This window comes from Streptomyces yunnanensis (genome assembly GCF_029011865.1).
In the GTDB taxonomy this organism is placed as follows: domain Bacteria; phylum Actinomycetota; class Actinomycetes; order Streptomycetales; family Streptomycetaceae; genus Streptomyces; species Streptomyces yunnanensis.
The window spans coordinates 852,996-877,359 of record NZ_CP095749.1 but is presented as its reverse complement, the minus strand read 5'-3'; the positions used below and the strand labels follow the sequence as shown (position 1 = coordinate 877,359).

Annotated in this window: 24 protein-coding genes and 1 pseudogene; 14 read left to right on the top strand and 11 right to left on the bottom strand. The window is 71.6% G+C overall.

Features of this window, described 5'->3' with window-relative positions; genetic code table 11:
• Window positions 1–16: 16 nt before the first annotated feature.
• The 3 genes from MOV08_RS03505 to MOV08_RS03495 all read left to right on the top strand — a co-directional run bounded on the left by MOV08_RS03505 (window position 17) and on the right by MOV08_RS03495 (window position 2,595).
• Complete coding sequence (locus MOV08_RS03505) at window positions 17–919, top strand: AfsR/SARP family transcriptional regulator (RefSeq protein ID WP_275306169.1); 903 nt, start codon at window positions 17–19, stop codon at window positions 917–919.
• 259 nt (window positions 920–1,178) lie between these two features.
• Entirely contained in the window at window positions 1,179–1,511 is a 333-nt protein-coding gene (locus MOV08_RS03500; protein ID WP_039629430.1) for a hypothetical protein, read from the top strand.
• 1 nt (window position 1,512) lies between these two features.
• Window positions 1,513–2,595: a M14 family metallopeptidase gene (locus tag MOV08_RS03495; RefSeq protein WP_275306168.1), complete on the top strand. Its 1,083-nt coding sequence runs from the start codon at window positions 1,513–1,515 to the stop codon at window positions 2,593–2,595.
• Window positions 2,596–2,667: 72 nt separating this feature from the next.
• On the opposite strand, the pseudogene MOV08_RS03490 reads toward MOV08_RS03495, so the two are convergent.
• Window positions 2,668–3,507, bottom strand: a pseudogene (locus tag MOV08_RS03490) (DUF6424 family protein); the annotation flags it as partial.
• 485 nt (window positions 3,508–3,992) lie between these two features.
• Window positions 3,993–4,571, bottom strand: a complete 579-nt coding sequence (locus tag MOV08_RS03485) for a PadR family transcriptional regulator (protein WP_275306166.1) — start codon at window positions 4,569–4,571, stop codon at window positions 3,993–3,995.
• Window positions 4,572–4,765: 194 nt separating this feature from the next.
• Here MOV08_RS03485 and MOV08_RS03480 point away from each other — a divergent pair, with 194 nt between their 5' ends.
• The 3 genes from MOV08_RS03480 (at window position 4,766) to MOV08_RS03470 (ending at window position 7,850) form a co-directional block, all read left to right on the top strand.
• Window positions 4,766–5,791, top strand: coding sequence for an alpha/beta hydrolase (locus MOV08_RS03480; protein WP_275306165.1), 1,026 nt, complete (start codon window positions 4,766–4,768; stop codon window positions 5,789–5,791).
• Window positions 5,792–5,856: 65 nt separating this feature from the next.
• Window positions 5,857–7,155 carry an aspartate aminotransferase type Ic gene (locus tag MOV08_RS03475; RefSeq protein WP_420834121.1) on the top strand — a complete coding sequence of 433 codons (1,299 nt, stop codon included), beginning with the start codon at window positions 5,857–5,859 and terminating at the stop codon, window positions 7,153–7,155.
• A 248-nt stretch (window positions 7,156–7,403) separates the two neighbouring features.
• Window positions 7,404–7,850 (top strand): hypothetical protein, encoded by a 447-nt coding sequence (locus tag MOV08_RS03470; protein ID WP_039629423.1) that lies wholly within the window; start codon window positions 7,404–7,406, stop codon window positions 7,848–7,850.
• Window positions 7,851–7,917: 67 nt separating this feature from the next.
• Here the strand turns inward: MOV08_RS03470 and MOV08_RS03465 are convergent, their stop codons facing one another.
• Window positions 7,918–9,477, bottom strand: coding sequence for an ABC transporter family substrate-binding protein (locus MOV08_RS03465; RefSeq protein WP_275306163.1), 1,560 nt, complete (start codon window positions 9,475–9,477; stop codon window positions 7,918–7,920).
• Between the two features lie 195 nt (window positions 9,478–9,672).
• Here MOV08_RS03465 and MOV08_RS03460 point away from each other — a divergent pair, with 195 nt between their 5' ends.
• The 7 genes from MOV08_RS03460 (at window position 9,673) to MOV08_RS03430 (ending at window position 17,058) form a co-directional block, all read left to right on the top strand.
• Window positions 9,673–10,656 carry an ABC transporter permease gene (locus MOV08_RS03460; RefSeq protein ID WP_275306161.1) on the top strand — a complete coding sequence of 328 codons (984 nt, stop codon included), beginning with the start codon at window positions 9,673–9,675 and terminating at the stop codon, window positions 10,654–10,656.
• Window positions 10,657–10,666: 10 nt separating this feature from the next.
• Entirely contained in the window at window positions 10,667–11,617 is a 951-nt protein-coding gene (locus MOV08_RS03455) for an ABC transporter permease (protein WP_275306160.1), read from the top strand.
• The gene (locus MOV08_RS03450; RefSeq protein ID WP_275306159.1) at window positions 11,614–13,866 is read left to right on the top strand and encodes a dipeptide ABC transporter ATP-binding protein; all 2,253 of its coding nucleotides are present in this window, start codon (window positions 11,614–11,616) and stop codon (window positions 13,864–13,866) included. The genes MOV08_RS03455 and MOV08_RS03450 overlap by 4 nt, the downstream gene beginning before the upstream one ends.
• A 95-nt stretch (window positions 13,867–13,961) precedes the next feature.
• On the top strand, window positions 13,962–14,891 hold the full coding sequence (locus tag MOV08_RS03445) for a MetQ/NlpA family ABC transporter substrate-binding protein (protein WP_078875368.1): 930 nt from the start codon (window positions 13,962–13,964) through the stop codon (window positions 14,889–14,891).
• A complete protein-coding gene (locus MOV08_RS03440) occupies window positions 14,888–15,748 on the top strand; it encodes a methionine ABC transporter ATP-binding protein (protein ID WP_275306158.1) in 861 nt (286 codons plus the stop codon). Before MOV08_RS03445 ends, MOV08_RS03440 begins: the two co-directional genes overlap by 4 nt.
• Window positions 15,745–16,410 (top strand): methionine ABC transporter permease, encoded by a 666-nt coding sequence (locus MOV08_RS03435; protein WP_275306156.1) that lies wholly within the window; start codon window positions 15,745–15,747, stop codon window positions 16,408–16,410. Before MOV08_RS03440 ends, MOV08_RS03435 begins: the two co-directional genes overlap by 4 nt.
• A 123-nt stretch (window positions 16,411–16,533) precedes the next feature.
• Window positions 16,534–17,058 carry a hypothetical protein gene (locus MOV08_RS03430; RefSeq protein ID WP_275306155.1) on the top strand — a complete coding sequence of 175 codons (525 nt, stop codon included), beginning with the start codon at window positions 16,534–16,536 and terminating at the stop codon, window positions 17,056–17,058.
• Between the two features lie 3 nt (window positions 17,059–17,061).
• Here MOV08_RS03430 and MOV08_RS03425 read toward each other — a convergent pair whose 3' ends face one another.
• The 7 genes from MOV08_RS03425 to MOV08_RS03395 all read right to left on the bottom strand — a co-directional run bounded on the left by MOV08_RS03425 (window position 17,062) and on the right by MOV08_RS03395 (window position 22,614).
• Complete coding sequence (locus tag MOV08_RS03425) at window positions 17,062–17,817, bottom strand: dienelactone hydrolase family protein (protein WP_039640052.1); 756 nt, start codon at window positions 17,815–17,817, stop codon at window positions 17,062–17,064.
• A gap of 301 nt (window positions 17,818–18,118) precedes the next feature.
• Entirely contained in the window at window positions 18,119–18,898 is a 780-nt protein-coding gene (locus MOV08_RS03420) for an NUDIX hydrolase (RefSeq protein ID WP_275306154.1), read from the bottom strand.
• Window positions 18,899–19,517: 619 nt separating this feature from the next.
• Entirely contained in the window at window positions 19,518–20,219 is a 702-nt protein-coding gene (locus MOV08_RS03415; RefSeq protein ID WP_275306152.1) for a hypothetical protein, read from the bottom strand.
• A 350-nt stretch (window positions 20,220–20,569) separates the two neighbouring features.
• Window positions 20,570–20,893, bottom strand: a complete 324-nt coding sequence (locus MOV08_RS03410) for a hypothetical protein (RefSeq protein WP_039629406.1) — start codon at window positions 20,891–20,893, stop codon at window positions 20,570–20,572.
• Window positions 20,884–21,315, bottom strand: a complete 432-nt coding sequence (locus MOV08_RS03405) for a TrmH family RNA methyltransferase (protein ID WP_052286454.1) — start codon at window positions 21,313–21,315, stop codon at window positions 20,884–20,886. The genes MOV08_RS03410 and MOV08_RS03405 overlap by 10 nt, the downstream gene beginning before the upstream one ends.
• Window positions 21,267–21,626 (bottom strand): hypothetical protein, encoded by a 360-nt coding sequence (locus MOV08_RS03400; RefSeq protein WP_275306150.1) that lies wholly within the window; start codon window positions 21,624–21,626, stop codon window positions 21,267–21,269. The genes MOV08_RS03405 and MOV08_RS03400 overlap by 49 nt, the downstream gene beginning before the upstream one ends.
• 88 nt (window positions 21,627–21,714) lie before the next feature.
• Window positions 21,715–22,614: a LysR family transcriptional regulator gene (locus MOV08_RS03395; protein WP_275306148.1), complete on the bottom strand. Its 900-nt coding sequence runs from the start codon at window positions 22,612–22,614 to the stop codon at window positions 21,715–21,717.
• Between the two features lie 94 nt (window positions 22,615–22,708).
• Here MOV08_RS03395 and MOV08_RS03390 point away from each other — a divergent pair, with 94 nt between their 5' ends.
• On the top strand, window positions 22,709–23,473 hold the full coding sequence (locus tag MOV08_RS03390; protein ID WP_275306146.1) for a CTP synthase C-terminal region-related (seleno)protein: 765 nt from the start codon (window positions 22,709–22,711) through the stop codon (window positions 23,471–23,473).
• 268 nt (window positions 23,474–23,741) lie between these two features.
• Here MOV08_RS03390 and MOV08_RS03385 read toward each other — a convergent pair whose 3' ends face one another.
• Window positions 23,742–24,176 (bottom strand): 5-carboxymethyl-2-hydroxymuconate Delta-isomerase, encoded by a 435-nt coding sequence (locus tag MOV08_RS03385; RefSeq protein ID WP_275306144.1) that lies wholly within the window; start codon window positions 24,174–24,176, stop codon window positions 23,742–23,744.
• Window positions 24,177–24,364 lie beyond the last annotated feature (188 nt).

Sequence of the window (24,364 nt, the reverse complement as noted above, 5' to 3'; positions counted from 1 at the left end):
AGGAGATGCGGAGGCGATGAGTCGCAGCACCGGGACGGAACTCGGCGTCGTGCGCGACACCCCGGCGGACCATCCGCCCGAGGCAGGGGGAACGCGGCATCGTCCGCCCCCACCCCGCAGCCGCGGCGCGCGCGTTGAACTGCTCGGCGGCTTCCGACTGGTCACGGATGACGACCCGGCGCGGATCCCCGCGGGATCGGAACGCCTGCTCGCCTTTGTCGCGCTGCGCTACGGTGCGGTGCCGCGGGGCCTCGTCGCGGAGAGCCTCTGGCCGGACGTCTCCGAGTGCCGGGCGTACGCGTCGTTGCGTTCGGCACTCAACCGGCTGCGCTGCGCGGGCTGCGGCATGCTCGACGTGGGCCCTGGCGCGTTGGCGCTCGCCGGCGGTGTGGGGGTCGACTTCCGGGAGTTGAAGCCGCTCGCCCACCTGCTCGTCGATTCCTCGGTGGCGTCCCCGGGCACGTCCGTGTGCCTGGGGTTGGGGGCCTCGGAGATCGACGCGCTGTCCCAGGACCTGTTGCCTGGCTGGTGCGACGAATGGGCGCTGCGCGAGGCCGAGGAGTGGCGGCAACTGCGGATGCACGCCCTCGAAGCGCTCGCCACCCGCTTCATCAGAGCCCAGCACTTCGGCCACGCCGTGTGCGCCGCCGGGGCCGCGGTGCGCGCCGAGCCGCTGCGCGAGACCGCCCGGGCCGTCCTGATCAAGGCGCATCTCGCCGAGGGTAACCAGTCCGAGGCGCTGCGCGAGTTCCAGCGCTACCGGTCCCTGCTCCAGGCCGAACTGGGGTTGCGTCCGACGTCCCGGCTGCTCGGTCTCGTCGCCGATCTGCGGTCGGCCGCGTCGCGGTGTGCCGCCTGTCCGGCGACGTACCGCGAACCGGTCGCCAGCGGGTATGACGCCTCGGTCACGCCGCGGTGACGGCGGAATGGCCATGATGACGTGAAGAGAGCGGGCACGCGTGCCGGTCGTCCGTTCGGCAGCCGGTACGCCGGGGACGGACGGCCCACTATGGGGTGACTGGTGAGGGGCGGAGCCGCCGGTCCCGAGCGTTAGCCGTGTCGGCCGTGCGGGTCGTCGTGCGGCGATGCCCCGCGACGCGGCGGACGCCGAGGGCGGCGCGCCGACGTCACGGCGGGGGTGGCCACCATCGGACGCCGGACACCACGAAGGGGTTGAGATGTCGGAGCGCGAGAACATTCTGCATGTGCGGGTGACCGCCGACGACGCGGAGACGCTGCGGACCCTGCTGCGGGAGGAGCCGCTGGACATCGGCGGACGTCCCCGCGGGACCACGGGGCCCGGGAACGAGATGACCATCGAGGCGTTCGTTCCGCGCGGGAAGGCCGATCGGCTGGCGCGCGAGGGAGTTTCCGTGGACGTCCTCAGGGACGCGACCGAGACCGGGCGGGCCCGCCAGGCGGAGGTCGGACGCGGCAACCGGTTCGCCGATCCGCAGGAAGTGCCGTACGGACTGGGCGAGATGCTCAAGGACAAGGGGCCAGGAGGCTGAGATGCCGTATCTCAACACCACCGAGGTCGACTCGGCGTTGGTGAACCTGTCGAGGGCCTACCCGGCACTCTGTGAGTTGATCGACCTTCCCGAGCCCTCGATCGAGGGCGTCGGCTGCCACGCCGTCCGCCTGGGCGCGGGACCCGCCGGCAGCCGGGACTGCGTGATGCTCATCGGGGGTGTGCACGCCCGGGAATGGGGCAGTTGCGAGATCCTCGTCTACTTCGCCGCCGACCTGTTGCGGGCCCATCACACGCACTCCGGGCTGGCCTACGGTGGCAAGTCGTACTCCGCCGCCCAGGTGAAGACGCTCCTGGACGACCTGGAGATCGTGGTCTTTCCCCTGGTCAACCCGGATGGCCGGAAGTACAGCCAGACCGTCGAGCCGATGTGGCGGAAGAACCGCAACACCGCCTACGGGAACGGCGAGGGTGACTGTGTGGGCGTGGACATCAACCGCAACTACGACTTCCTCTTCGACGCCGCGACGGCCTTCGCACCCACCGCTGGCGTGCGGGTGTCGTCCGATCCGTGCGATCCGCAGCTGTACCACGGGCCCGGTCCGTTCTCCGAACCGGAGACGCGCAACGTGCGGTGGCTGCTGGACGCCTATCCCCGGACCCGCTGGTTCATCGACGTGCACAGCTTCTCGGAGGACATGCTGTATGTCTGGGGCGACGACCAGGACCAGTCCACCGACCCGTCGATGAACTTCCTCAACCACACCTTCGACGGCGTGCGGGGCGACGCGGGGGACACCCAGTACCGCGAGTTCATCCCCAAGATCGACTTCGATCACGAGATCGAACTGGCCCGGGACTTCCGCGACGGATTGCAGGCCGTGCGCGGGAGGAAGTACACCGCCAAGTCGGCCTTCGACCTGTACCCGACCTGTGGGACCAGCGACGACTACGCGTTCGGCAGGCACTTCGTCGACCCGGCCAAGGGGAAGGTCCTCGCCTACACCATCGAGTGGGGCACGGAGTTCCAGCCGCCGTGGAACGAGATGGAGAACATCATCAAGGACGTCAGCGCGGGGCTCGTGCAGTTCTGCATCAACGCACCGTCCACCGTGGCGGCCTGATCCCATCGTGGCGGCCTGATCGCGGGCCCGGTCCGGCCGGAGAGCCGGACCGGGCCCGCATAGCGGCCGGCCCTATGCGGGCATCGGTTGCTGGAGGCGGAACGCCTGTTCGGCCAGGGGGTCGCGGGCGGGCAGCACGGCGCCTGCCGGCTCCGCGGCCAGGCTCTCGATGTCCCGGGCCGTCTCGGGGCGGACCCCGCCGCTGGGGGGAACGAGGTGCTTGGCGTAGCGCGAGCTGGGGTGGGCGGCGAGCACGCGCACCCGGCCGTCACCGGAGCCGCGCGGTGCGACCGGGACGACCGCGACCGACAGTCCCTGGTCGTCCTCGACGAACAGGTTGAAGTCGTCGAAGCGGAAGTGGTCGATGTCCACGATCGGCTTGGGGTAGTGGTGGTAGCCGGCGGCCGTCGGGAGCACCCCGGAGTGAATACCGGCAGGTAGCGGTACCGACGCGTTGAATATCGAGTCCGTCCACTCGGACACCTGGTCGGCGGTCTCGATCCGCGTGTTCAGCAGCCGCTCGCCGTCCTGATAGCCGAACTCCGCATAGCCGGGCAGCGTGTCCGGGAACGCGGCGATCACGCGGGCCGCGAGCAGGCGGATCTGGTCCACCTTGGCCGGGTCCGCGCAGAACTGCGCCGACCACTCGATGCCCAGCGGCAGGAACAGGCATATCCAGCCGCCCTGGTCCTTGACCCAGACTCCGCCGCCGTGGTGGTCCTGATACGGCCCGGGGGCGAACGTCCAGTCATCGATCGTGTCGACGAGCTTCAGCATCAGCGCGCGGCTGTCCTTGTACTGCTGGCTGTCGACGCGCTTGGGGTGGTCCGCGACGGAAATCGTCCATGGGTGGTTCTCGTGCTCGGTGTGCGTGTCCGCCGCGGATTGGTTCCCTGCCGTGGTGTTCATGGTGTTCTCCCTCTGAGGGCCGGAAGCAGGGTGGTCCCGAGGGCCGGAAGAAGCGCCCTGACTCGATCTGACTCAATCCGACTCGATCTGATGCGCGAGGCGGAGAGTAAACGCAAGCGGATCATTCGACCGCTCCGTGCCAACTCCCGGAATGTGGCGACGGTATGAGTCGCCCTCTGTGAGCGATCCTACGCCTGTTCGCCCTGCTGGGACCCGGCAACTTCCCCCAATTCCGGCGGCGATTGCGCTGTCACTGGGGGTAGTTGTCGCCCCGACGCCGGTGCCCGGGCTACCGCGTCCGTGGAATTGCAGAGGTGATGGCGGGGTGCGAGTCGATGTGATGTCGATGTGATGTGGTGCGGTGCGCGGTGAGGCGGGGGAAAACAAGGGGACTTTTTCTTTGGCGCATTCGGGACGGGATCGTCCGAAATTCACGAGCGGTCCGTGCGGTTCGCCCGGAATTCACTGCGCGGAAAGCGCGTCGGGAATCAGGGAGAGGGGCGGGAAGCGGGCCGGGAAACGGGGTCGTCCAGTTGGTCCGGGTCGGCGGCGATCGATTCCCAGAACTCCGCGTGCGCCCTTTCGTGGAGCACCCCGAGCCGGAGCAGTCGGGCCCGGGACCGCTGTCGGGAATCCTCGGCGGGGGCGAGGTCGGCGCGCAGCGCTGTGTAGTGCGCGAGCCAGGTGCGGTGCCGTGCGGCCTGGCGGTTGGCGAGCGCGACGACGTCCGACGGGTCGCCGAGGTCGGCGAAGAAGAGCTTGAGCTGCGCCGGGTCGCGGGTTTCCGCCTCGGGGGTGTCCGGGTCGGCCAGCCAGCGTGCCAGTGCGGCGCGACCGGCGGCGGTGAGGTGGAAGATCCGGCGGCGCCGACCGGTGGTCTCGGCCTCCTCCCGCAGCAGGCCGGCCTGGGCCAACTCGGGCGGAATCCGGTAGAGCTGCGCATGCAGGATCGGCCAGAAGGGCTGGATGTCGTCCTCGACGCGGGCCTTGAGCTCGTACGGCGTCATGGCGCCGTGCCGGGCGATCAGGCCCAGTACGACGTACCTCGCCGGGCTGTACTCCGCCATGTTCCCCTCGCCTGTCCGCTCACTTGACACGGTCTCATTGAGACCATACCTTCCTTCTCGTTGGGACCATATCAATGAGACGGTTTGAGTCGCGGTGGTCATGGTGGCCTCGACGGTCGACGGGCAGTGGCCGGTGGCCGCCGCAGTGGCCGCCACCATGCCGTGGCACGCCGTAGAACGGGGACGGATACCGCATGCACGCCCACTCCCACGCCCACGACCAGGGCGCAACCCGCTCATCGCACCTCGCCGTGCATCCCGAACTGGCAGACGTCTTCGCCGCGTTGCCCGAGCGGCCCGACAATCCCTACGCCGATGTCGCGGGGCTCCGGGCCGGTTTCCGGGCGCTCATGGCGCCGTTGATGTCCGCCGACGACGGTCGCGTCACCATCCGGCGGATGTCCCTGACCGGCCCGGACGGCAACACCATCGACGTCCAGGTGCTCCGCCCGGCCGGCGCGGAGGGCGTACTGCCGGGCGTGCTCTATCTCCACGGCGGCGGCTTCGTCTACGGGGAGCTGGACGGGCCCAGCCCCATGGCGCGTGAGGCGTGCGTCGCGGCCGGCGCGGTCGTGGTCAACGTCCACTACCGGCTGGCCCCCGAACACCGCTATCCCGCCGGTGTCGAGGACTGCTACGCCGCCTTGGTGTGGATGGCCGCCCACGCCGGCGAACTCGGCCTGGACGCCGACCGGATCGCCGTCACCGGGGCCTCCGCGGGCGGCGGCCTCAGCGCCGCCGTCTGCCTCATGGCCCGCGACCGCCGAGGCCCCCGCATCGTCTGGCAAGGGCTCCTCATCCCCTGCCTGGACGACCGTCTCCACACCGCCTCCGCGCGGCGCGTCACCGACCGCCGGATCTGCAACGGCGCCGGCCTGGGGCACACATGGGACACCTACCTCGGCCCCGACCACGGTCCGGACACCCCCGCCTACGCGGCCCCCGCCCGCGCCACCGACCTCTCGGGGCTCCCGCCCGCCTACGTCCTGACCTGCGGACTCGACCCGCTGCGCGACGAGGGGCAGGACTACGCGCGCCGCCTGACGGAGGCCGATGTGCCCGTCGAGACCAAGGACGTGCCCGGTGCCTGGCACTTCTTCGAGGCGTACGCGCCGCACACCGAGGTGGCCCGCCGCACCACCGTGCACTGGCTGGCCGCCCTGCGCGCCGCCCTGACATCCGGCGGCATCGGACAGGCGGAAATGGGCATGTGGTCGTGATCCCCTCCGGGTTACGGTGACGCCGTCCCGCACCTGCTGTGGCCGGCGGGGCGTACGAGGAAAGGATGAGGGAATTGGAACTGCCCGCACTCACACACTCCGCACTGTCCGACCGGCTGATCGCGCTCCGCGACGAGCACCAGCGCCTCAAGGGCCAGGGGCTGCGTCTGGACCTGACCCGCGGCAAGCCTTCCCCCGAACAACTCACGCTTTCACAGCCCCTGTTGGGGATGCCCGGCGCCGACGGCCACACCGCGCAGGACGGTACCGACTGCCGTAACTACGGCGGCCTGCGGGGCCTGCCCGAACTGCGGGCGACGTTCTCCGGGCCGCTCCAGGTCCCGGCCGAGCAGCTGGTCGCCTTCGGCAACTCCAGCCTGGAGTTGATGTACGAGTGCCTGGTGGACGCCGTGCTGTTCGGTGTGCCCGGCTCGTCCGCGCCCTGGCCCCGGGAGGGGCGGACCGCCGTGCTGTGCCCGGTGCCCGGCTACGACCGGCACTTCGCGATCTGCGAGAAGTTGGGCCTTGACATGATTCCGGTGCCGATGACCGAGACCGGTCCGGACATGGACGAGGTCGAACGCCTCGTCGGCGACGAACGGGTCAAGGCGATCTGGTGCGTGCCGAAGTACAGCAACCCCACGGCCGTCACCTTCTCCGCCGAGACGGTGCGCCGTCTGGCCGCGATGGAGACCGCGGCCCCCGACTTCCGCGTCTTCTGGGACAACGCCTATGCCGTGCACGGCGTGGCGGACGCGGACGAACCCCTGCTGGACATCCTCGGCCTGAGCGCCGAGCACGGCCATCCCGACCGGGTGTTCGTCTTCGGCTCGACCTCGAAGATCACCGCGGCCGGCAGCGGCGTCGCCTTCTTCGGCTCCTCGCCCGCCAATGTCTCCTGGCTGCTCGGTCACTTGGCGAAGCGGACGATCGGACCCGACAAGGTCAACCAGCTGCGGCACGCCCGTTTCCTGCCCGACGCGCCGGCCGTGGCGGCCCACATGGCACGCCATGCCGCCCTGCTGCGTCCCAAGTTCGAACTGATCGAGACCGTGTTGGAGAAGCGGCTCGGGGGCACGGGTGTCGCCTCCTGGACCCGTCCCCGGGGCGGCTACTTCGTGAGCCTGGACGTGTTGGACGGCTGCGCGGCGCGCGTGGTCGAGCTGGCCGGGGAGGCGGGCATCGCGCTGACCCCTGCCGGAGCCGCCTTCCCCCACGGCAAGGACCCCCGGGACCGCAATGTCCGTCTCGCCCCCAGCTACCCCGACCTCGACGAGCTGCGCGACGCGCTGGAGGGCCTGGTCCTGTGCGTCGAACTCGCCGCGGTGGAGCGCCTGTTGGCGGCGTCCGACGGGACGGTCTGAGGGGCGGCCCGACGGCCCGCCCGCGCCGGGGCGCCCAGGGTACGCTCCGTGCTCCCCGCCCCACGCTGAGGAACCTCCGCAGGTCCGACCGGTCCGGGTGGCGCCGATGGGGGCCGCGGTCGTAGCCTGCTCCGCAGAGGGGCAGCGACGGCCCTGCGGGGACGTGTATCGGCCCGTGACGACGACCGCACCCTGCGTCGCAGCCGGTGTCCGAGGTGTCCACCCGTGCGAGCGGCTGAGGAGCGGATATGCGAGTTCACAGGGCAACGGCAGCACTCATGGTCTGTGCCGGTGTGGCACTGGCGACGGCCACTGCGCCGGTCTCCGCCTCCGCCGTCTCCGATCCGCCCAGCGGCCAGCGGGTGGCGGTCGTCGACTGCGCCGGCAAGGCACTGGAGCGTCCCGGCAACTTCATCCTGGCCTGCGGTGACGGGAACAACGTCCTGAAGTCGCTGCGCTGGTCGCACTGGACCTCCCCGTCCGCGGTGGCGGTGGGGATGGACATGGTCAACGACTGCCGCCCGTACTGCGCGGCGGGCCACTTCCACGGCTACCCCGTCCGGGTGCGCTTGGACAACCCGCAACCCCGGTCCGGTCACTCCGGTCAACAGCACTACACGCGGGTGACGTTGACCTACCCGGCCGACCGTCCGGCGAACACGCCGCGCGTGGTCACCACCCGGCTCTGGAGCTGACGGCACGTCCGGCGGGTGGGGGGCTGCCACCCCACCCGCCCCCGCCCCTCGTCGACCGCTGCTCCGACTACTTCAACCAGCCCGCGTCGGCGAGCTGTTCGCTCCCGAGGCCGGTCGGACCGAAGTTGGCGAGCCCCTTGCGCACCGCGAAGATCTGCGGACGCTGGTACAGGGGGAGCGAGTGGCCCAGCCGCCAGACCGCGGCATCGGCCTTGTTGTAGAGGGCGATCTGCCGTGCCGCGTCCGTGGTCCGGGACGCTTCCCGCAGCAGCGCGTCGACCTCGGGGGACGACACCCCGCCGTAGTTCGTGAAGGTGTTGTCGCCCTGAGGCGTGCGGTAGCCGCCGTACGCCTCGGAGCGGAAGACCTGGTCGACCTGGCGGAACTGGCTGAGGTCGTAGTTGCTCCGGTGGATGTACTTGTCGAAGTAGTCGTTGGACGGCACCTTGCGCAGCTCGACGGCGACGCCGATCTCGCCGAGCAGCTGCTCGGCACGTGCCGTGTCCCGCTTGCCGAACCCGCCTGAATTGTCCTGGTAGCCCTCCTGGTTGGGCATGAAGAAGTGGTTGTCGAGGACCTTGGGCTGGAACGGCAGGTCCTTGCCGGCCACCTTCGCGAGGGCCGAGCGGTCGACCCCGAGCATCACCGCCTGCCGGACCCGGACGTCCTTGAGCGGGCCGCGCCGGCCGTTGAGGCTGAGGGTCACCTGGTCCCAGCGGGCGCCGATCCGGATGTCGGTGCCCTTGTCGCCCTTCAGCCGCTGGTACGCCTCGGGGCTGGCGGCGCTGGTGTAGTCGATCTCCTTGTTGAGGTAGGCGTCGACATAGCCGGAGCCGTCCAGCGCCCAGTAGATGATCCTGTCCAGCTTGGGTTTCCGGCCCCACCAGTTGGGGTCGGGCACGGCCGTGATGGTCTGTGCGGTCCGGTCGTAGGAACCGATCCTGAAGGCGTTGGCGGTCACCGGGACGGTGCCGGCCCACGCTGTGGCGAAGCTCTCCGGGGTGGCGTTGAGCGAGGCCGGCAGCAGCGGGTCGAACAGGCGCTGCCAGTCGGCGTACGGGGTCCCGAAGGTGACCGTGACCTCCTGGTCGTCGGCGCCGCGGGCCACCTCGGAAATCTGGGCGTAGCCGCTGGTGTCCGCGGCGGCGAACCGCTTGTCCCGCCCGTTCAGCGCCTTCCACTGGGCCGCGAAGTCCCGCCAGCTCAGCGGCTTGCCGTCGGACCACTTCGCCTTCGGGTTCAGGCGGTACCGGACCACCTGCGGGTGGTCGGAGACGACCTCGGCGGAGGTGAGGAAGTCGGGGTTGCGGTGCGGCACGCCCTTGGCGTCGAGGCGGAACAGGTCCGGCTCGACCAGCTCGGTGATGGCGGAGGCGTCGCCCTGGGTGCCGTCGACCTGGTTGGGGTTGTACTGGCCGATCCACTGTTGGATCGTCATCTTGAGGGTGCCGCCCTGTCGGAGGTCCGCGGCCGGGTGCGGATCGAGGTCCTGGGTGCCGACGGCCGGCGCCGAACCGCCCCGCGACGCGTCGACCGAAGCACCCCCGGACCCACCACAGGCAGTGAGCACCGCGGCGGTGGAAAGGGTCGCGACGGCCAGCGCCATGGTTCTGCGGGCCCGGTTCATGCTGCTCTTCCTCTCGGTGGACGGGCGCCGCACGACCACGGCGCACAGGCACCGTAAGTCGGTCCAGACCTTTTAAAAGTCCCAGGTCAGAGCATTTATCAAGGCTGCAATGAAGGGTTTACGCAACAGCCTGGCGGCGGCCGATCGGTGCGATAGCGTCTGGCCGCACCGCCTCCCCGTGAAGGATTCCCACCGGTGATCGCCCACCTCGCCAAACGCCTCGGCTACTACGCTCTGTTGCTGGCCCTGGCCGTCGTCCTCTCGTACGTCCTGTCCTCCCTCGCCCTGTCGCCGCGCGGCTACTTCGAAGGCAGACAGCCACCCCCACCACCCGAAGCGATCGACACCCAACTGACCGCGCTCGGCATCAACGACCGCACACCTCTGTGGGAACGGTTCGGGAACTGGCTCGGCCACGCGCTCCACGGCGACCTCGGCCGCACCCTCGACCCCTCCGACGTCGGCACGGAGTTCGGCCGCCGGATCGGCGTCAGCCTGCGCCTGCTGCTGGCCGGCACGCTCCTCGGCACCGTCGGCGGGGTGCTCCTCGGCACCTGGGGCGCGGTACGCCAGTACCGGTTCTCCGACCGCGCCGTGACGCTCTTCGCGTTCCTGCTGCTCTCCACCCCCACGTTCCTGCTCGCCGTCCTGCTCAAGGTCGGCGCCATCCGCACCAACCAGGCAGTCGGCCACGAACTCATCACCTTCACCGGCGAGAAGACCCCGGGCCTGACCGGGAGCCTGCCCACGCTGTTCGGCGACCGCGCGGTGCACCTGCTGCTGCCGACCCTCGCCATCGCGCTCGGCACCGCCGCCGCATACAGCCGCTACCAGCGCGGCACCATGCTCGACGTGCTCGGCTCGGACTTCCTGCGGACCGCCCGCGCCAAGGGCCTGCGCCGACGCACCGCCGTCCTCAGGCACGGCCTGCGCACCGCCCTCGTACCGATGTCGACGTTCTTCGCCTACGGGTTCCTGGCCCTGTTCACCGGCGCCGCGTTCACCGAGAAGGTCTTCGGCTGGCACGGCATGGGTGCCTGGTTCGTCGACGCGGTCGGCAAGGGCGACATCAACTCCGTCGTCACCGTCAATGTGTTCGCCGCCGTCATGGTGCTGCTCGCCGGTTTCCTGGCCGACGTCCTGCACGCCGCGCTCGACCCGCGCGTCCGCACGAGCTGAGGAGCCGCACATGAACCGCGTCGCCTGGCGCCGCTTCGTCCGCAACCCCCACGCCGTCCTCGGCGCCTCGCTCCTGCTGCTGCTCTTCCTGCTCGCCTTCGCGGGCCCGCTCCTGACGCACTGGAGCCACACCGACATCGATTACACCGCGCTGCGCCAACCCCCTTCGGCGGAGCACTGGTTCGGCACCAACAGCATCGGCCAGGACCTCTACGCACAGGTGCTGCGCGGCCTCCAGAAGTCCCTGCTGATCGGCCTGCTGGTCGCCCTCTTCGCGACCGTCCTGGCGTCGTTCGCAGGCGCCTGCGCCGGGTACTTCGGCGGCTGGGCCGACCGGCTGACCACCCTGCTCATCGACCTGCTGCTGGTCTTCCCCGCGTTCCTGATCATCGCGATCGTCTCGCCGCGGCTGCGCTCGGCGAGCTGGCTCGTCCTCGTCGGCCTGCTGGCCGCCTTCGGCTGGATGCTGACCGCCCGCGTGGTCCGCTCGATGACCCGCTCGCTCAAGGAACGCGACTTCGTCCGCGCCGCCCGCCTCATGGGCGTCCACCCGCTGCGCATCGTCGTCCGTCACATCCTGCCCAACGTCGCGTCCTTCCTCGTCGTCGACGCCACCATCGCCGTGGGCGGCGCGGTGATGAGCGAAACCGGCCTGTCCTACTTCGGCTTCGGCGTGCAGCCGCCGGACGTCTCGCTGGGCACCCTGATCGCCGACGGCACCGGGGCCGCCGTCACCTACCCCTGGATGTTCTTCTTCGCCGCCGGGCTGCTGGTGGTGTTCGTCCTCGCCGTCAACTTCCTCGGCGACGGACTGCGCGACGCACTGGACCCGACCTCGGACCGGGCGCGCGGACGACGCACGAAGCGGGCGCCCGGCCGCCGCGCCGAACGGGCCGCACGGCGGCCGTCGCACCCCGTCGAACAGGGGCACCCCGCCCCGGAAGGGACCGCAGGAGCATGACCGCACCGCGCACAGCCACCGACGGGGGCCGGTCCGCGACCGCACCGCCCGGCATCGCCGCCCCGGCCACCCCGCGCACCGACGCCGTGCTGCGCATCCGCGACCTGCACGTCGAGTTCGACGGCCCCCGCGGCCCGGCGCCCGCCGTGCGCGGCGTGGACCTCACCCTGCACCGCGGGGAAGTCCTCGGCCTGGTGGGGGAGTCCGGCTCGGGCAAGTCCACCGTCGCACTGGCCGCCATCGGCCTGCTGCCGGACACCGCCCGGGTCGCCGGCTCGGTCACGATCGCCGGCACCGACGTCGTCGGGGCGGACGACGCGACCCTCTCCCGACTGCGCGGACGACGCGTCGGCATGGTCTTCCAGGACCCGCTCTCCGCGCTCACCCCCGTCCACCGGGTCGGCGACCAGATCGCCGAGGCCATCCGCACCCACCACGATGTCACCCGGGCACACGCCCGCCGCCGGGCCGTCGAACTCCTGGACCTGGTGGGCATCCCCGACCCCGCGACGCGCGCCGCGGCCTCTCCGCACGAGTTCTCCGGCGGGATGCGCCAACGCGCCCTGATCGCCATGGCCATCGCCAACGAACCCGACGTCCTGCTCGCCGACGAACCGACCACCGCCCTCGACGTCACCGTCCAGGCCCAGGTGCTCGACGTGCTGCGCACCGCACAGCGCGCGACCGGCGCGGCGCTGCTGCTGGTCAGCCACGACCTGGGAGTCATCGCGGGAACGGCGGACCGGGTGGCCGTGATGTACGCGGGCCGGGTGGTGGAATCCGGGCCCGCCACCGCGCTGTTCGCAGCGCCCCGGATGCCGTACACGATGGGGCTGTTGGGTGCCGTGCCCAGGCTCGACGCGCCGGTGGACGCCGCAACCGCCGCGCCCGACGCGCCCGACGCGAAGGAGCCCGCGCACGGCGGCGCGGCCCCGACCCCCGACCGGGCGACCGCCCCCGGCCCGCGCACGCCCCTCATCCCCATACCCGGCGCACCGCCCGAGCCGCACGACCTGCCCACCGGCTGCGCCTTCGCGCCGCGCTGCCCGCTGGCCGACGACGCCTGCCGGGCCGCGGAGCCGGCACTGCTGTCCATCGGCACCGAGGAGCCGGGCCGACACCACGCCGCCTGCCGGCACACGGACCGCATCGTCGAACGCGGCCTGACCGCCACCGACGTCTACCCCCTGCCCGACCCGCCCGCCTCCTCCGCCCCCGCCCCGGACCGGGACACCCTCCCACCCGTCCTGAAGGTCACCGGCCTGACCAAGACCTTCCCCGTCTGCAAGGGCGCGGTCGTCAAGCGCCGGGTGGGCAGCGTCTACGCGGTGAACGGCGTCGAGCTCGACCTCGGACGCGGCGAGACGCTGGGCCTGGTCGGCGAGTCCGGCTCCGGGAAGTCGACGACCCTGATGGAGATCCTCGGCCTGGCCGCGCCCGAGGGCGGCACCGTGGAAGTGCTCGGCCGCGACACCCGGACCCTGGACCGGGCCGCGCGCCGACAACTGCGCGGCACCGTCCAGATGGTCTTCCAGGACCCGCTGTCGAGCCTGGACCCCCGGCTCCCGGTCGGCGAGCTGATTACCGAGCCGCTGCGCGCCCAGGGCGTCGACCGGGCCCGGGCGGCCGCCCGAGTACCCGAACTGCTGCGCCTCGTCGGCCTCTCCCCGGACCACGCGGACCGCTATCCGCACGCCTTCTCCGGCGGCCAGCGGCAGCGCGTCGGCATCGCCCGCGCCCTGTCCGTCCGGCCGCAACTGCTCGTCCTGGACGAACCGGTCTCCGCCCTCGACGTCTCCGTCCAGGCCGGCATCCTCAACCTGCTCACCGCACTGCGCGCCGAACTCGGCCTGTCGTACCTCTTCGTCTCCCACGACCTGTCCGTGGTCCGGCACATCGCCGATCGGGTGAGCGTCATGTACCTGGGCCGTACCGTCGAACACGGGCCGGTGGCCGAGGTGTTCGGTGCGCCCCGGCACCCCTACACCCGCGCACTGCGCTCGGCGGTACCGCTGCCGGACCCGGTGCGCGAGCGCGGACGCGAACGGATCCTGCTCGCCGGCGACCCGCCGAGCCCCACCCGACCGACCACCGGCTGCGGCTTCCGCGGACGCTGCCCGCGCTACGCGGCGATGTCCCCCACGCACGACGCCGACCGGCGCAGCCGCTGCGAACGGGAGACCCCGGCGCTGACCGCACCCGGTCCCGGCCGCGCCGCAGCCGCCTGCCACTTCGCCGGACCGCCGTGACCGGCCCGGCCCACAGCCACCCGACCCGGGGCACGTCCGCTCCACAAGAGCCCGGCGCCCCGCACCCACACCCACCACCCAAGGGAACGAGCACGATGCACCACACCACCCCGTACACCGCCACCCGGCGCCCGGCACCGAGACGCCCCCGGGCACCTCGCCGCCGGGCCCTCCTCGCGGCCGCCGCCGCGACCGCCCTCGCCCTCCTCGTCGCCGGCTGCGGCACGTCCGGGTCCGCGGCCCACCGCATCCGGGTCGGCGTGAGCGGCGACTCCACCGAGTGGGAGGTGCTGGCCAAGGAGGCGAAGAAGCAGGGCCTCGACGTCGAGGTGGTGCCCTTCGACGACTACTCCCTCCCCAACAAGGCACTGGCCGCCGGCGACATCGAACTCAACGCCTTCCAACACCTGGTGTTCCTGGCCCAGTCCAACACCGAGAACGGCACCGACATCGTGCCGCTGGCCCCCACCAGCGTCGTCCCGATGGGCCTGTACTCCAAGAAGGCCAAGAAGCTCGCCGACCTCCCGGACGGCGCACGCATCGCCCACCCCAACGACCCCGCCAACGAAGGCCGGGCCCTGCGGCTGCTGGCCCGGGCCAAGCTGATCGAGCTGAAGAAGGGCACCGGGCTCTACGCCACCGCCGACGACATCGCCGCCAACCCCCACCACCTGCGCCTCACCCCCGTCAACGCCCAGCAGACGCCCCGGCTGCTCGCCGACGTCGACGCGGCGGTCATCAACGACGGAGTCGCCTCGCTGTCCGGCATCCGCGCGGAGACCGCACTGTTCAAGGACGATCCGCACAGCCCCGACGTCCGCCCCTACCTCAACGTCATCGCGGCCCGCGCCGAGGACCGGAACAACCCGGACTACGCCAAGGTGATCAAGCTCTACGCCGGCAAACCGGTCCAGGACGAGGCCCGGCGGACGTCCAACGGCACCGCCGTCCACCTCGACCTCTCCGCCGCCGAGCTGGCCGAGGAACTGGCCCGCGTCGACCGGCAGCTCAAGGGGGCGTCGTGACCACCTCGCAGCAACCCGACACACCCCGACAGCTGATCCAACTCCGCGACCTCAGCAAGGAGTTCGCCGGTGGCACGCGCGCCGTCGACCGGGTGACACTCGACATCGCACCCGGCGGTGTCTTCGGCATCGTCGGCCACAGCGGCGCCGGCAAGTCCACCCTGCTGCGCCTGATCAACCTGCTGGAGACACCCACCTCCGGCACCGTCACGGTCAACGGGCAGGAACTCACCGCACTCGGCAGCCGCCAACTCCGCGCCGCCCGCCGGGACATCGGGATGATCTTCCAACAGTTCAATCTCTTCCGCTCCCGCACCGTCCTCGGCAACGTCGCCTACCCGCTGCGGCAGGCCGGCACCCCCCGGGCACAGGCCCGCGACCGGGCCCACGAGGCACTGCGCTTCGTCGGACTCGCCGACCAGGCTCGCCGCTACCCCGAACAACTCTCCGGCGGCCAGCGCCAGCGCGTCGGCATCGCCCGCGCACTGGCCACCCAACCCCCCGTCCTCCTCTGCGACGAGGCCACCTCGGCCCTCGACCCGCAGACCACCGGGGAGGTACTCGCCCTGCTGCGGCGGGTCAACGACGAACTGGGCGTGACGATCGTGCTCATCACCCACGAGATGGAGGTGGTGCGGGCGCTCTGCGACCGGATGGCGGTGCTGGACGCCGGACGGATCGTGGAGACCGGTCCGGTGCGTGAGGTCTTCGCCGCGCCGCAACACCCCACCACCCGGGCGTTCGTCCGCAGCGCCGTCCAGGCGTCGCCGCTCCTCGACCTGCTCCCCGCGGCACTGCGCAAGCACGGCGTGGACGAGGCCGTCGCCGCGTCGGTACTGGCGGAGGTGAGCGCATGATCCAGCAGGACTGGAGCCTGCTCTGGCCCAAGATCGTCGAAGCCACCGGCGAAACGCTGTACATGGTGCTGGCCACCCTCGCCCTCTCCGGCCTCCTCGGCCTGGTCGTCGGGCTGGCCCTCTACGGCACCCGCAAGGGCGGGATCCTCCAACAGCGGGCCGTCTTCGTCGTCCTGAGCACCCTGGTCAACGTCGTCCGACCGGTGCCCGCCCTGATCGCGATCGTCGTACTGTCCCCGATGACACGGGAGTTGATCGGCACGGCGGTCGGCACCGATGCGGTGATCTTCCCCATGACGGTGATCGCGACGTTCGGCGTGGCCCGCATCGTGGAGAGCAATCTGCTCGCCGTCGAGCCGGGCGTCATCGAGGCGGCCCGCGCGATGGGCACCGGCCCGGTCCGGATCCTGCTGACGGTACTGGTGCCCGAGGCACTGGGACCGCTGATCCTCGGCATGACGTTCATGCTGGTCGCGCTGATCGACTTCTCGGTGATCGCCGGCACGGTGGGCGGCGGGGGAGTCGGCAACCTCGCCATCACCCACGGCTATCTGCGGTTCGACACCCGGGTGATGGTGGTGACCGTCGTCATCCTCATCGTGCTGGTGCAGGCCGCGCAGTTGCTCGGCAACGTCCTGTCGCGGAAGGTGCTCAGACGCTGACACCCACCGGACGCCGACCGCCGGACGCCCCGGCCCCGGCCGCGACCAGGGGCTCGGATACCCTGACCGCTGCCGTGGGGCCGGGGCGGGCCGACGGCCGACCCACAGACCGCAGAGGGAGACATGCGCAACAAGCAGCGCCTGGTACGCACGGGACTGGTGGCGCTCCTCACGGCCTGCCTGGGCGCGTGCGGCGGCGCCGGGAACGGCGCCGCGGGTCCGCACGGCGCCGGTCGCGGCGCCGGCCAGAGCGGCCAGGACACCCCGCCGCAACAGAGCGCGGTCTCCGGCCTGCGGGCCGACGTCCGCCACCTCACCCGGCTGACGACCACCGGCGCCCGCCCGCACATGGTCACCACCTGCACACCCGCCACCAGGCAGGTCAAGCACACCAAGCGCAGCGGCCGGACCAAGAAGACCTGGTACTCCACCGAGCACTACCAGGACTGCCGGAAGACCGCCAGGGGCACCGAGACCTACCGCCGGGTGGTCCGGCCGGAGCGCTGGTGCGTGAAGCTCGACGACGTCAACGGCAACCCGCGCAAGGACGGCGTCTGGTACCGCGTGACCTCCGCCACCTACCACCAGGCGCTCGGCGCGGACGCCCATGCCCGCCTACAGTTCACCCCCGCCGGAAGCGGTTGCTGAACCTCACAGGGCCCGCCCGAAGAGGTCCAGCATCGCCTGCCAATGCCGCTCCGCCGCCTCGGCGTTGTACGCGGCGGTGTCGGTCTGGGTGTACCCGTGGTGGGCGCCCTCGTACAGTTCGCTGCGGTACCGCACCCCCGCGGCGTCCAGCGCCTGCTCCAACGCCTTGATGTGCTCGGTCGACATCGACTGGTCCTCGTCGGCGTGGCCGAAGTACAGCTCCGCCGTGATCCGGTCCACGAGCCGGTGCGGGCTGTCCTCGGCGTCGGTGACCAACCGGCCGGCGTGGAAGGCGCCGGCGGCCGCGACCCGGTCCGGGTACGCCGCGGCGGTACGGACCGCGAGGACACCGCCCATGCAGTAGCCGGCCGTTCCCACCGGACCGTCCGCGACCAGGGGCGAGGCCGCCAGCCAGTCGAGGTAGACGCCGGCGTCCCGCATCGCCACCTCGGGGGTGAGGGCCTGCAGATGGGGACCGAGCTGGGCGAAGAGCTCGGGCCGCTCGCCGGGGTCGATGAACTCCGGCAGTTCCACCACCGGGGCGCGCCCGGAACGGTGGATCACGTTGGGCACCAGCACCGTGTACCCGTGCCCGGCCAGTCGCCGGGCCATCGCCTCCAGCGCCGGACGCAGTCCGAAGGCGTCCATGTAGAGCAGCACACCGGGGTGCGGCGCGCCGTCGTCGGGGTGGGCGAGATAGGCGTCGGCGGTCCCGTCCGGAGTGGTCAGGTCGATCGATTCACCGCGCACGTTGGTCATCTCTCCGTACCTTTCGTCGAGCATCCGGACGGCACGCGTCGCGCGGCCGCCCACCCGCCGACCGCACCCTGCGGCCGGCGGATCCTCACACGGTAACCCCCTGCCTCACACACCTTCCGACAGGGACCGGGACGAGCCCCGGACACGGACCGGGACACGGACCGGGACACGGACCGGGACACGGACCGGGACACGGACCGGGACACGGATTGGGACACGGATTGGGACACGGATTGGGACACGGATTGGGACAGGGCGTCGGGGCGAACCGGGAGTTGGCACGCCTCCCGACAAGCGGTCCTCACGACCCGTCAGGCTTCCGCTCCTCCCCACCAGGCGCCATCCCCGCGTACCGCCGGACGACGGGCTCCAAATGGTCCACGCACGGCCCGCCCAGGCCCGACAGCTCCTCGGGTGCGCGCACCAGGCGAACCCGCTCCAGTTCCGGTTCGCGTCCCTTCGCCCGCTCCGACGCCCCCAGCGCCGCATGGCGTTCGAGCAGCCAGTCCGCCGGCCGACTGGGGGCGCGGAACACCACGCCGACGCTCCCGCGCACACCGCGGGTGACCAGCCACAGGGCCAGGTCGTCCGGAGCCGCATCGTTCCCGGTCTCCTCGGCCAGTTCACGGACGGCATTCCGACGCAGTGCGGCGATGTCGAGAGGCGCGTGGGGAGCGGGCGGCTCGATCGACCCACCGGGCAGCTGCCAACGCCCCGGCGCGGCCGTCCACGAGGACTGCCGCCCCACCAGCACCCGCCCGTCGTCCGAGGGCTGCACCACGGTGACGAACAGGGCCGGCAGCCAAGCCGTCACACCCGGGACACGGCACAGGGCGAAGTGCCGGTAGGTCGTCCGCATCCAGGAGAGGACCACACCGTCCGGCTCCTCCCGCACCATCCCCGCACTCGCCGCCACCGGCCCGTCGAACAGGCTCGGATTGGCCCGCACCGCCGCGTTCCAGGCACGGTCCATGACCAGCCGCTCGTCCTCCGACAGCCCCGGCGCGACCACCTCGACCAGACGCACCCGACGAACCTCCAGGACCTCCACGTCGGAGGACCACGGGCGTGGCGCGGTCATGGCCCCACCTGCGCGCGAGCCGGCCGGTAGGCGTCGGCGCACGCCGGACCGGCAGCACCACAGGACCGGAACCGGCGGAGGAGTCCCAGCGGCTCGCTCCCCGGCAGCTCCGGTGCCGTGAGACGACTGAGGGGATCGGTGATCCGGACGACCTCGACACGCTCGGTCGTGCGGTGGATCGTGGGCAGCAGCATGCTCCCAGGATCGCTCACCGCACCGCCACGACGACCCACTTGTGGGCCGCGGCGTGGCGCCGGAACGCCCGGAGCCGGGGTGATGGGACGGAGCGAGTGCGCTCGACGGACTCGACGGAGTGTCATGTGAGGCCGGGTGCCGGCTACTCGTGGGGGCCTGAAGCTGTGACCGTCATCCTCCGCAGATCACCAACTATGCAGAAACGTAAGGGAGTTGGTAGAGGAAGAGGGAGGAGAGGGGGAAAGGAGGGGCTGCTGCGCGAAGCGTGGGGAACTCGCCCCAGGTGAAGGTGCCTTGGTTCTTGCTTCTTGACTCTTGGTTCGTGGCTGTTGGTTCGTGGTTCTTGGCACTCGGCGCTTGGTGTGCGGGCCCGCCGGTGGCTTGTCCACTCGGCGGGCCCGCACCCACACCGTTTCCGGAGGCGTCAGGCCGCCGCGTAGGTGCCCCGGCCCGGGCGCGTGACCAGGTCCGTCTTCTTCACGGCGCGGTCGAGGGTGTTGCGCACCGACTCGATCTGGCCCGGGGTGGCTTCCCGGCCCAGCGCCTCGTTGATGTCCCGCGGACGCATCGGTGCGCCGGAGTTCTTCAACACGTCGAGCGCGGCGTCCAACAGGCTGCCGGATTCCTTGTCCTGGGCGACCGGCTGCTTCTCGGCCACGGTCCGCTTCGCGGCCGCCTTCTTCGCCTTGGGCTTCGCGGCCGCAGGCTTCTTGGCCGCCGCCGCCTTCTTCGCCGGACGGCGCTTGGTGCGCGGCGACGTCGCAGTCCGCGGCTGCGGAACGACGGACGCCTCAACCGCAGGCTCCGCCTCCGTCTCCGTCTCCGGCCCGGCCGCGACCGGTGCCGCCGCGACGGCGTCCGCAGCCTGGTTGTCGCCGGCCGCCTCCTGCACCGCGGTGCCGGCCGCATCGGCCGCCTCGGCGGAGACCGAACCGGCCGTCACGGGCTGCCTGTCGGCGAGTTCCGCACCGGTCAGCACACGGAGGTGCTCCAGGGCGCTGCGGGCGGAAGTCGCCCGCTGGACCACGTCGTCGAGTTGGTTGCGCAGGTGCCGCTCCTGCTCTTCGAGCGTCGGCAGCGCGCCTTCGAGATTCTGGATCGTCTGATGGAGAACTGAGTCAGTCATGTCTTTCCTAACCTCACGGGGGAATGAGATTCCAGTCACCATACGCCCAACGACCGTGAGGCGGGAGAGGGGACGGCCTTGCAACCACGAACTGACGCATCCGCGACCTGCGGTCCACGGCCGATTCCTGACTGTGGGACGTGCTTCGGGCATAGGACTGTGCACTGTCTGAAAACGCTCGGGCCAGGGCAAATGCCGGCGGGACCGGGTTGCCGGCCGGTGCCTTGGTGCGCGGCGCGGTCAATGTGCCGCCGACGCACGGCTCAGGCGCCAGACGCCAGGCGGTCCCCGCGCCACAGGCGCTCAGGCGTGCGACGCGTACGTCTACGGTGTCCGGGGGCGCCGCCGGCTCAGTCGCCCGCGCGCCGAGCCATGCGCAGTGCGTTGTCCTGCACCCGTCGCAACAGCCCCTGCAACTGGTCGCGTTCGGTCGCGCTGAAGCCCGTGTACAGGGCTTCCTCCGTGCGTTCCTGCACGGCCCACAGGGCGGCGATGGCCTGCTTGCCCTCCGCGGTGATGGTGAGGTCGGCCGCGTCGTCCGCGGCGACGGCCACATAGCCGCGGTCGAGCAGCGGCGCGACCGCCTCCCGCACTTCCGTCGGCCCGACGCCGATATCGCGGCGGAGCTGCTCCAGCGGCGTGCGCTCTTCGCAGGCGAGCACCATCAGCAGCACCGCCTGCGAGCTGTCCAGGTCGCCGATCCGGCGCAGTTCGGCGTCGAAGACCTGCCGGACGAGGTGCGCGGCCGCCCCAGATTCCGTCCCAGGGAGTCGCGGATGCGGTCGGTCAGCATGGTCAGGATCATCCTCATCCGCAGTTCGTAGATGCTGATGCCGGTGGCCACTCCGACGTTCAGGGACTCCACGGCGCCGGCCATCGGAATCTGTACGACCAGGTCGGCCAGTGCCTGGACGGTGTCGCTGACGCCCTCGGTCTCGTTGCCGACGACGAGGGCGAGCCGCTGTCCGCGCAGTGGGGCCATGGCTTGCAGATGCGTCCCGCGCGGACTGGTCACCACGATCTGGAATCCCGCCTCGCGCAGCGCCGTCACCGCGGTCGCCGGGTCGGCGAACCGGCGGGTGCGACAGTCGAGCACGGTGCCGGTAGGTGGGCGACCGCCAGCCAGTCGACCGGCTTCGCCCCACCGGTGATCTTGCGCAGCAGGCCCGCGCGCACCGTGTGGACCGGCATGTGCGCATCGCACAGTTCCGCATGCAGGGACGGGTCGTCGCCGGTGGCGTCCACCGAGGTCAGTACGTACGCCAGGCGTGCGCCGGCGGCCCGCGCCTGGCGGATCAGGCTCGGCCCTTCGACCCGACAGAGGCCGGCGGCGTCCCGACCGGCCCGGGTGGCCAGCGAACGGGCCGTGGCGATCCGCGGGTCCTTGATCGCATCGATGGGCGTCATGACCGGTCAGGGTAGTGCGACGACCGCGCCGGGTCGCTGGATTTCCCGGCCGGGGTGATCGTCGAGTACGTCAGTCAGCCGCCGGCGATCAGGCGTCGGCGCCCGCCCGGCCGGCGATCAGGTCCGCCAACTGCCGTGCGGGAACAGTGGGGTTGACGGGGTGCACGAGCTCGATGCGGTGGACCAGGCGGGGTTCGGAAACCGGGACGGCCGCGATACCGGGGAGGGCTGTGGCAACCGGCAGGGGGAGGGCGGCCAGGCCGTGGCCGGCGGCGGCCAGCGCGGCCAGCCCGTGCAGGTCGGTTCCGCGGTGGCGGATCCACGGTCGGAACCCGTCGGTGCGGCAGACGGTTCGCAGCCGGTCGAGGGGGACGGCGGTGTCGGGGGCGTCGATCCACTGTGCCTGGGCCAGGTCGGTCAGCCGCACCGCGCGGCGCCCCGCCAGCGGATGGCCGAGCGGGAACAGCACCGCCAGGGTCTCCTCGGCCGCCGCGAGGGTGGTGGTGGGGCCGAGGTCCGGCATCGGGAGCGGATCGCTGGTTGCGGCGGCACCGTCGACGAAACCGAGGTCGGCGCGCCCGCCGACCACGTCGGACAGCACCGCCTCCCGCCCCAGGACCCGCACCTCCACGTCCAGTGCGTGGGCGGTGGCGCGCAGTTCGGCGAGGGCCCGGGCCACGGTGGGGCCGAGGGCGGCCGGCGAGGAGGCGAGCGTGAGGTGGGTGGGGCGGGCCTGGTGCAGGCGGGCGATGTCTGCGCGGGCGGCGTCCAGGCGCAGCAACAGGGCCGGGGCGTGTTCCAGCAACCGCGCCCCGGCGGGCGTGGGAGCCACCGGACGGCGCTCGACCAGGCGGCTGCCCAGGTCGGCTTCCAGGGCGGCGATGTGCTGGGAGACCGCGGACTGGGTGTAGCCGAGCGACGCCGCGGCACCGGAGAAGGAACGGTGGTCGAGGACCGCGACGAAGGTGCGCAGCAGATGCGGATCCATGCGCCGCAGTATCGCACGCGCATCAGAAGTGCTTATCCGCAATGCACGAATCATCGTTGGACCTGATCCTGGGGCGCGCAGCAGGATGACTGCCATGAACGACACCACGTCCCCGGCGCACCCCGCCCGTTCCCCGCACGCCGGCCCCACCGCACCCCTCGCCCGTATCGCCCTGATCGGCGACCGTTCCGAAGCCGTCCGCTCGCACGCCCGCATCCCCACCCTCCTCGACGCCCTGCGGGTGCGGGACGGACTCGACCTGGACGCCTACTGGATACCGACCGAAGAAGCGGACGAGGACCTCACCGGATTCGACGCGATCTGGGTACTGCCCGGCAGCCCCTACCGCAGCGAGGCCGGCGTCCTGTCCGCGATCCGCTCCGCCCGCGAGTCCGGTATCCCCTTCCTGGGCACCTGCGGCGGCTTCCAGCACGCGCTGCTGGAGTTCGCCCGCAACGTCTGCGGGCTGGCCCACGCCGGTCACGCCGAGAACACCCCGGGTCTCGCCGACGAGGACGCATTGGTCGTCCCGCTGGCCTGCTCACTGGTCGGCCACGAGGGAACCGTCGACGTCACCCCCGGCTCCCGCGCGGCGAGCCTGCTCGGCGCCGAGCGCACCCGGGCCCGCTACCACTGCAACTACGCCCCCAACCCCCGGCACCTGGACCTGCTGCGCGCACACGGTCTGGCCTTCACCGGTACCGACCCCGCCGGCGAGGTCCGCCTCGCCGAACTGCCCGACCACCCCTTCTTCCTGGCCACCCTCTTCCAGCCGGAGCTGGACGGCGACGGCACCCGTGCCCACCCCCTGATCACCGGCCTGGCCACCGCCGCCGTCGACCACGCCCGAACCCGGTGAACCCGGCGCCCATCCGTGCCTGGCCGAGCACCCTGCTGCACGCCTGGCTGCGCGCATGCACCGTGCCCGATGCCCACGCCGCCAGCCCGCTGGCCACGGTCCCGGACACCGCGCTCGCCGCCCTACGGGTCGACACACGCGCCGGCACGCGCGTGGACGCCTCCGTTGACACACGCGGCGATACACGCGGCGATTCGCGCGGCGATTCGCGCGGCGACACAGACGGTGAGACACGCCTTGACGGTGTCCGTCGGCCCCCGCCGGGCCTCTACCGCGGGGAGTGGTGCAGGCGATAGGACCCGGCCAGATCCCGCACCTCCACCGAGGAGATCACCTCTCGCGCAGTGCCCCCGGGTCGGCCTGGAAGACCGGGAAGCCCGGACCGACCGGGTGCAACTGGTTTACCGGGTGCACCGGGTACATCGGGCAGATGCTTGCCGAGCAGGGCCAGTACGTCCTCCGACAGCCGGCCCTTCAGCTCGTCGGAGCGCCCCGGCAGCAGTCCCACGGCCACATGGACGAAGGCCACCTGCCCCTCCTCCTGGTCGCCGACATAGGTGTCCGAGGCCGGCCGGAAGAAGGTCTTGCACACGCCTGCCGAACCGCTGACGTCGAGCACCATGGGGTGCAGCTCGCGCACGAAGGCGTGCCGGTCGAAGACACCGGCCAGCTCCGCGGAGTAGTCGACGGTGATGTGGGGCATGAGGGACCTCTCGCGTGCGTTTGCTCTATGCAGCCAGTTTCCGTCATGCGCCGGACAGGACGGCGCGGGCCCCGGTCGTCACCCGCGCCGGGCGGGCTGCTACTTCTGGCGCGCTGTCCGGCGCCGCGGCACGCTGGAACGGATCCGGGGCGTGGCACGGTCCGGCTGGAAGGTCCATGCCGGCAGGG